7 protein-coding genes are annotated in these 6,195 nt (G+C 73.1%); all 7 read right to left on the bottom strand.

Annotated features, from left to right (window positions below; all coding sequences use genetic code 11):
* Positions 1-3: 3 nt before the first annotated feature.
* The 7 genes from C3489_RS27255 to C3489_RS27225 all read right to left on the bottom strand — a co-directional run bounded on the left by C3489_RS27255 (position 4) and on the right by C3489_RS27225 (position 6,035).
* Positions 4-558, bottom strand: a complete 555-nt coding sequence (locus C3489_RS27255) for a sigma-70 family RNA polymerase sigma factor (protein ID WP_103784725.1) — start codon at positions 556-558, stop codon at positions 4-6.
* A gap of 171 nt (positions 559-729) precedes the next feature.
* Positions 730-1,956: a cytochrome P450 gene (locus C3489_RS27250; RefSeq protein WP_103784724.1), complete on the bottom strand. Its 1,227-nt coding sequence runs from the start codon at positions 1,954-1,956 to the stop codon at positions 730-732.
* A 40-nt stretch (positions 1,957-1,996) separates the two neighbouring features.
* On the bottom strand, positions 1,997-3,214 hold the full coding sequence (locus tag C3489_RS27245) for a cytochrome P450 (RefSeq protein ID WP_103784723.1): 1,218 nt from the start codon (positions 3,212-3,214) through the stop codon (positions 1,997-1,999).
* Positions 3,211-3,837 carry an ATP/GTP-binding protein gene (locus C3489_RS27240; protein ID WP_103784722.1) on the bottom strand — a complete coding sequence of 209 codons (627 nt, stop codon included), beginning with the start codon at positions 3,835-3,837 and terminating at the stop codon, positions 3,211-3,213. Before C3489_RS27240 ends, C3489_RS27245 begins: the two co-directional genes overlap by 4 nt.
* Positions 3,815-4,141, bottom strand: a complete 327-nt coding sequence (locus C3489_RS27235) for a DUF742 domain-containing protein (RefSeq protein ID WP_181139866.1) — start codon at positions 4,139-4,141, stop codon at positions 3,815-3,817. Before C3489_RS27235 ends, C3489_RS27240 begins: the two co-directional genes overlap by 23 nt.
* A 23-nt stretch (positions 4,142-4,164) precedes the next feature.
* Complete coding sequence (locus C3489_RS27230) at positions 4,165-4,587, bottom strand: roadblock/LC7 domain-containing protein (RefSeq protein ID WP_103784720.1); 423 nt, start codon at positions 4,585-4,587, stop codon at positions 4,165-4,167.
* A gap of 2 nt (positions 4,588-4,589) precedes the next feature.
* Positions 4,590-6,035, bottom strand: coding sequence for an ATP-binding protein (locus tag C3489_RS27225; RefSeq protein ID WP_103784719.1), 1,446 nt, complete (start codon positions 6,033-6,035; stop codon positions 4,590-4,592).
* Positions 6,036-6,195: the final 160 nt, after the last annotated feature.

Genomic DNA, 6,195 nt, shown 5'->3' with positions numbered 1-6,195 from the left:
GGGTCAGCCCAGCGTGTCGTAGTCCCGCAACGCCCTGCGCAGAGCGCGCAGGGCGTAGTGGCTGCGGGACTTGACCGTGCCCGGCGGTACACCGAGCGCCTCGGCGGCCTCGCTCACCGACCGCCCGCAGAAGTACACCTGCTGCACCACGGCGTGGTGCCGGGAGCTGAGCGCCTTCAGCGCGGCGCGGACGTCGAGCACCTCTATCGACGGCTCGATCGGGTCGTCCGCCTCCAGCCGGTCGCCGTCCAGGCCGTGCGGGCATTCCTCGACCCGCGCCAGCCGTGCTCTGCGCGCGTCGATCGCGAGCCGGCGGGCCACGGTGAACAGCCACGGCCGCATCGACTCGTGCTCGCTCGTCAGGGCCTCCGGGTGTCTCCAGGCCCGGATCATGGTCTCCTGCACCAGGTCCTCGGCGCGCTGGGCGTCGCCGTGGGTCAGCCCCGTCAGGAAGCGGAACAGGGCGCGGCCGTGCTCGCGGTGGAGCCGCGCCAGGTCCTCGTCGCTCGTGTGCGCCGTGGGACGTGCGGGGGTGCCGGGCGAGACCGTTGTCGTCACAGACGGGGCTCCTTGACGAGGTGCCGAAAGATCCGCGAGGTGGCGGAAATTCAACACCGTTTCGCCGAGCGGTTCAACGGCTCGCACAGGACCTCGGTCCTACAACCTCTCGGCGAGCGGCGGCCGTTGAACCGTTCGGCACCGGGCAGGGCCCTTCCGCGGCGTCTCCCGTTACGCGGGGGTCAGACGCACGGGCACTTCCTGGTGGCCGTTGCTGATGAGGGACGGCACCGGGCGCAGGTCGTCGGCCGGGACCGCGAGTGCCAGGTCCGGGAAGCGGCCGAAGAGCTGCCGCAGCGCCTCGGCGACCTCCAGGCGGGCCAGGGGGGCGCCGAGGCAGAAGTGCACCCCGTGGCCGAATGCCAGGTGCTCCTTGAGGGTGCGGGTGACGTCGAAGGTGTCGGCGTCGGCGCCGTGCCAGTCGGGGTGGCGGTTGGCGGCGCCGTACGAGGCGAGGATGGCCTCGCCCTTGGCGATGGTCCCGCCGCCGGGCAGCTCGACGTCGTTGACGGCGTAGCGCAGCGGAAGGTGCTTGACGGCGGGCGAGTGCCGCAGGGTCTCCTCCACGACGTCGTCCCAGCCTGCCTTGCCGGTGCGGACGAGGTCCAGCTGCTCGGGGTGGGTCAGCAGGGCCACGGCGGCCTGGTCGATGACGTTGACGGTGGTCTCGTACCCGGCACTGATCATCAGCAGGAGCGTGTCGCGCAGTTCCTCGGCGGTCATGCCGCTGCCGCCGCTCTCCTCGTCCCGGGCGGCGATGAGCAGGGACGTCATGTCGTCCCCGGGGGTGGCGGTCTTGGTGGCGATCAGCTCGTCGAGGACGCCGTACAGGGCGAGGGTGTTGGCCTGCGACTCCTCCTGGGTGAGGGTGGTGTCGAAGACGCCGTCCACGAGCTTGCGGAAGCCGGCCCGCTGGTCCTCGGGCACGCCCATCAGGTGGCCGATCACGGAGATGGGCAGCGGGTAGGCCAGGTGCTCGCGCAGGTCCACGACCTGCCCGGCGGGCCGGGCGGCGAGGGCGTCGACCAGCTCGGTGACCATGGCCTCGACGGCCGGGCGCAGTTCGGCGATGCGCCGGGCGCTGAACGCGGGGGCCACCATGCGCCGCAGCCTGCGATGGTCGGCGCCGTAGGCGGTGAACATGTTCTTCACCGCGACCCACAGGGCCAGCGGCCAGGTGGCGACCCGCTGCTCGAACTCGGGCCAGTGCGCGCGGGCGTCCTTGGACACCGACGGGCTGGTCAGCAGCTGCTTGAGCAGCGCGGGGTCGGTCACGGCCCAGGCCGGGACGCCGAGGACGTCGACGCGTGCGGCCGGGCCGCGCTCGCGCAGGGTCCGGTGCTCCTCGTGCGCGGTGGCGCCGGTGGGGTCGAGGACGAGCGGGGGGTGCTGGGACATGCTGGTCTCCTTCGGACGGCCGGCGGGGTTGGGGTCCGGCTCAGACGACGGCGGGGAAGCGGACGGGCAGGGCTTCCAGGGCTCGGTGGAACGGGCCGGGGCGCCACACCAGTTCGGAGCGCGGGCAGGCCAGGTGGATCTCCGGCAGCGCGTCCAGGAGGCAGGTGATGGCGGTCTCGGCGATGAGATAGGCGTGTGTGCGGGCCGGGCAGGTGTGCGGGCCGATGCTCCAGGACAGGTGGGCGCGGTTGCCCGCGAGCTGGGCCGCGCTGAGTCCGGCGGTGACGGCCGGGTCGTTGTTGCAGGCGGCCATGGAGATCACCACGGGCTGGTGGGCGGGCAGCAGCACACCCTCGACGTCGATCGGGTAGGGCGGGTAGCTGATGCAGTAGTTGGCCATCGGCGGGTCCGTGTACAGGACGGTGTCGAGGGCGTCGCGGACGGGCTGGCCGGCGTGCAGGCCGGCGGAGAACTGCTCGTCGGTGAGGATCCTGAGCACGGTGTTGCTGATCAGGTTGGTCAGCGGTTCGATGCCAGCGCCGTACAGCGTGACGAGCTGGTGGGCCATCTCGACGTCGTCCAGGCGGGCCGAGTGCGCGATGAGCCGTGAGGTGACGTCGTCGCCGGGCTGCTGCCGGCGCAGGGCGACGAGGTCGGCCACCGCCCGGCCGAGGATCTCGTTGCCCCGGGCGGCCGTCTCGGCCTCCGCCTCGAAGATCTTGGCCATGCCGTCGGCGATGCGCCGGCCGATCTCGTCCGGGCAGCCCAGCAGGGCGCTCAGCACACGGAAGGCGATGGGCCACGAGTACTGCACGAGCAGGTCGGCATGGCCGAGGGCGCGGAAGTCGGCGATGGCCGCGGTGGCGACGTTCTCCACCAGGGCCCGCAGCCCGTGCTGGTCGACCGCCTGCAGGCTCGCGGTGTTGGCCGCCCGGTAGCGGGTGTGCTCGGCACCGGAGGAGCGCAGCGCGTTGGGGCGCCACTCCATCATCGGCCTCACCGGGCAGGTCTCGGGGATCGACTCCTGCCAGATCCGCGGGTCGGCGGGGAAGTGCAGCGGGTCGTTGAGGATGCGCCGGGCCTGGTGGAAGCCGATGACCAGGGTCGCGGGGACACCGGGGGCGAGGTCGACGGGGACCAGCGGGCCGAAGTCGCGGCGCATGCGCTCGTAGGCGGCGTGCGGATCGCCGGCGAACTCGGCGTCGTAGAGGGCGATCCGGGTCGTGGGGCTCGTGGTGCCGGGGGCGGGGGTCGTCATGAACGGGGCTCCACAAGGGGGGCTGAGACCTGCCGGGTGGTCAGGTGCTCGACGAGGGTGATGAGCGAGAACACGCAGGACCGGCGGTCCCGCGCGTCGCATTCGGTCAGGGGCGTGTCGGGGTCCAGCGCGAGCGCCTGACGGATCTCGTGCAGGGGGTAGCGGGGCGCGTCCGGGAAGACGTTGATGGCGACGGCGTACGGCGTCTGCTGCTCCTCCAGCAGGCTCAGTACCTCGTGGCAGCCGTCCAGGTCGCGGGTGTCCGCCAGGACCACCGCGCCCAGCGCGCCCTCGGTCAGCCCCTCCCACAGCGGGCGGAAGCGGGTCTGGCCGGGGGTGCCGAAGAGGTACAGCACCAGGCGGTCGCCGAGAAGGTGGATGCGGCCGAAGTCCATGGCGACCGTCGTCGCGGTCTTGTGCGGCTTGCCGCGCAGATCGTCCACGCCGATGCTCGCCTCGGTGATCGGCTCCTCCATGCGCAGCGGTGTCACCTCGGAGACGCTGCCGACGAAGGTGGTCTTGCCGACGCCGAACGCCCCGGCCACGACGATCTTGGCCGACCGGGTGACGCCGGGCGCGAGGTAGGAGAGGGCGGGCTGGTCAGACGAGTTCGCGGAGTCCACGCAGCACCTCCTGTAGCAGGTCGAGTCCGGGCCGGTCCTCCTCGGCGGGGGCCGGGACGGCCAGATGGCCGCTGTCCATGAGCGTGGAGACGAGGATCCGGACGGTGGACGGCGGCAGTTCGAGTGCGGCGGCGATGTCGGCCACGGCCAGGCCGCCGCGCCCGCCGGCGAACAGACGCATCACCCTGCGGGCGTCCGGCCCCAGCGTGTCGGTGGGGCCGGACGCGGCGACGAGCACCGTCTCCAGGCGGACGTCCCGGCTGGGCCGGTTGCGTCCGCCGGTGCGGACGTAGGGTCTGATCATGTCCGGGTCGTGCCGCGGACCGGTCACGTCGCGGTGCCGCCTTCCGCGGTGGGACGGCGCTCCGCGACCTCCATCTCGTGGCCGACCCGGGTCGCCAGCCGCACCATGTGGTGGGTGATCAGCCCGACGTCCGCCTCGGGGCCGGTGGTGACGACCGAGAGCATGGTGTTCTTCGCGGCGGCGGTCGTCAGCCCGATGCGGCCCTGCGACTCGATCAGCAGCTGGCACATCCCCTTGCCGCCGACATGCTCGTCCCACGCCTTGCCGGCCGCCCGCAGCGACGCGGTCACCGCGGCGAGCTTCTCCGCGTCCTCCTGGCCGATGGTCCGGGTGCGGGCCTGGAGCAGGCCGTCGCCGCTCATCAGCACCGCGTACTCGACCCCCTCGACCGAGCCGAGTTCCTGGTCGAGCAGCCACCCCAGGCTGTTGCTGTGCGTGTCGCGCATGATCAGTGTCCTTCGACGGTTCCGTTGTCTTGCGGCATCTGGCGTCCCCGGCGGGTGCCCGCCGCCCAGGCGGCGGCGACGCTCGGCCGGCCCGGGACGACCGGCTCCTCGGACGGCGGCGGGGACGCGCTGCGTGCCGCCCGGGCGGGTCGTTGACGGACCGTCAGGCCGCTGGCGGTGGTCTGCGCGGGGGCCGGGGCGACGGCTTCGCGCGGGGCCGGGGCGGCAGCCGTGGGCTCGTACTCGGGCTCGGTGGCGGGCTCCGGTGCGACGGCCTCGGGTGCCGCGGTGAGGTCGGTCGCCGCGGTGTGCCCGGCCGCGACCGGCCGGGGCTGCGTGGTGGCGGCCGCCGCGGGCCGGGGCGCGGTGGGGGTCACGGGCGCCAGGAGGTTCTTCGGCAGCACCAGGACGGCCCGGGTGCCCTGGTAGATGTTCGGCGCGGTCAGTTCCACCCGGAAGCCGTAGTTCTCGGCGAGCAGTGAGGCGACCCGCAGACCGGTCTGCGGGTGGGCGCCGAGCCGGGTGATGTCGTCGCGGTGCTTGCCGGACATGATGTCGCTGGCCCACAGCAGCCGCTCGTCGTCCATCCGCAGCCCGGCGTCGTCCACGATCAGGAAGCAGGCGTGGTGGCCCTCCTCGACGGAGACGTGGACGCGCGCGGTCGGTGGGGAGTACCGCAGGGCGTTGTCGAGCAGCAGCGCCAGGGTGTGGACGACGGCCTCGACCGCCCGGCTCTCCACCGCCACGGTGTCCCACTCGTGGTGCTCGATGCGCTGGTAGCCCTCGATCCGGCCCATCGCCGCGCGGATCACATCGGTCAGGGAGGTCCGCGGCCAGCGCCGGGAGAGCCTGTCGCCGGCCAGTACGGCGTACCCCTGCGCGGTGAGCAGCATCTGCTGCGCGATGTGGTCGATGTGCACGAGGGTCGCGTACGCCTCGTCGTCCTGGTGGGAGCGGACGCCCTGGCTGATCTCCCGGCTGAGCCGGGACGCCTTCGCCACCACGTTGGAGGCGAAGCTGCGCACGGCGGCACGCGTGGCCTCCCGCGCCTCACGGCGTGCCTTGTCGATCTCCTGGTCGGCGGCGGACCGGATGCCGTCGACCCGCTCGTCGGCCGAGGTCTGCGCCGCGTCCCGCACCTGTGTCACCGTGGCGGTCACCTGGGCGCTCAGGTCGCGGAGCCGGCCGGCGAGCGGCGTGTACGCGAGCTGGTGGGGCACGGCGGGGTCGCCACCGGGTCGTTCACCGGCGGCCAACCCGGGTATCTCGGAGGTGAGTTGGGCCAGGGCGTATTCCACGGCACCCAACTGCTGGGTGAGTTGCTCCACATGGCCCCGCAGCTGTTCGCCGCGGCCGCGTTCGCGCCGGTAGCAGCGGTGGAAGTGCCAGGTGGTTCCGGCGGCCGCCAGCGCGACCGTGGTGCCGGCGGCCAGTAACAGGTCGGTCATCGAGTCCTCTCCAAGGTGTCCGGCTCGCGCACCGGCCGGCACGGGGCGTCGCGGCCGGGCGAGGTGGTGCCACCGGCTGCCGTGACGCCGTCGTCCTGGATGCGGGCAGGGCAGACCACACGCCCGGATCCCCGCGGACCCGCGACCACGGGTGCCGTCG

This window comes from Streptomyces sp. Ru71 (genome assembly GCF_002920535.1).
In the GTDB taxonomy this organism is placed as follows: Bacteria; Actinomycetota; Actinomycetes; order Streptomycetales; family Streptomycetaceae; genus Streptomyces.
The sequence above is the reverse complement of the archived record's forward strand: the minus strand, read 5'-3'. Positions and strand labels throughout refer to the sequence as shown.

Coding starts and splice junctions, on each gene's coding strand:
- C3489_RS27250 (WP_103784724.1), bottom strand. CDS start 1,956: ATGTCCCAGCACCCCCCGCTCGTCCTCGACCCCACCGGCGCCACCGCG.
- C3489_RS27230 (WP_103784720.1), bottom strand. CDS start 4,587: ATGCGCGACACGCACAGCAACAGCCTGGGGTGGCTGCTCGACCAGGAA.
- C3489_RS27225 (WP_103784719.1), bottom strand. CDS start 6,035: ATGACCGACCTGTTACTGGCCGCCGGCACCACGGTCGCGCTGGCGGCC.
- C3489_RS27235 (WP_181139866.1), bottom strand. CDS start 4,141: ATGATCAGACCCTACGTCCGCACCGGCGGACGCAACCGGCCCAGCCGG.
- C3489_RS27245 (WP_103784723.1), bottom strand. CDS start 3,214: ATGACGACCCCCGCCCCCGGCACCACGAGCCCCACGACCCGGATCGCC.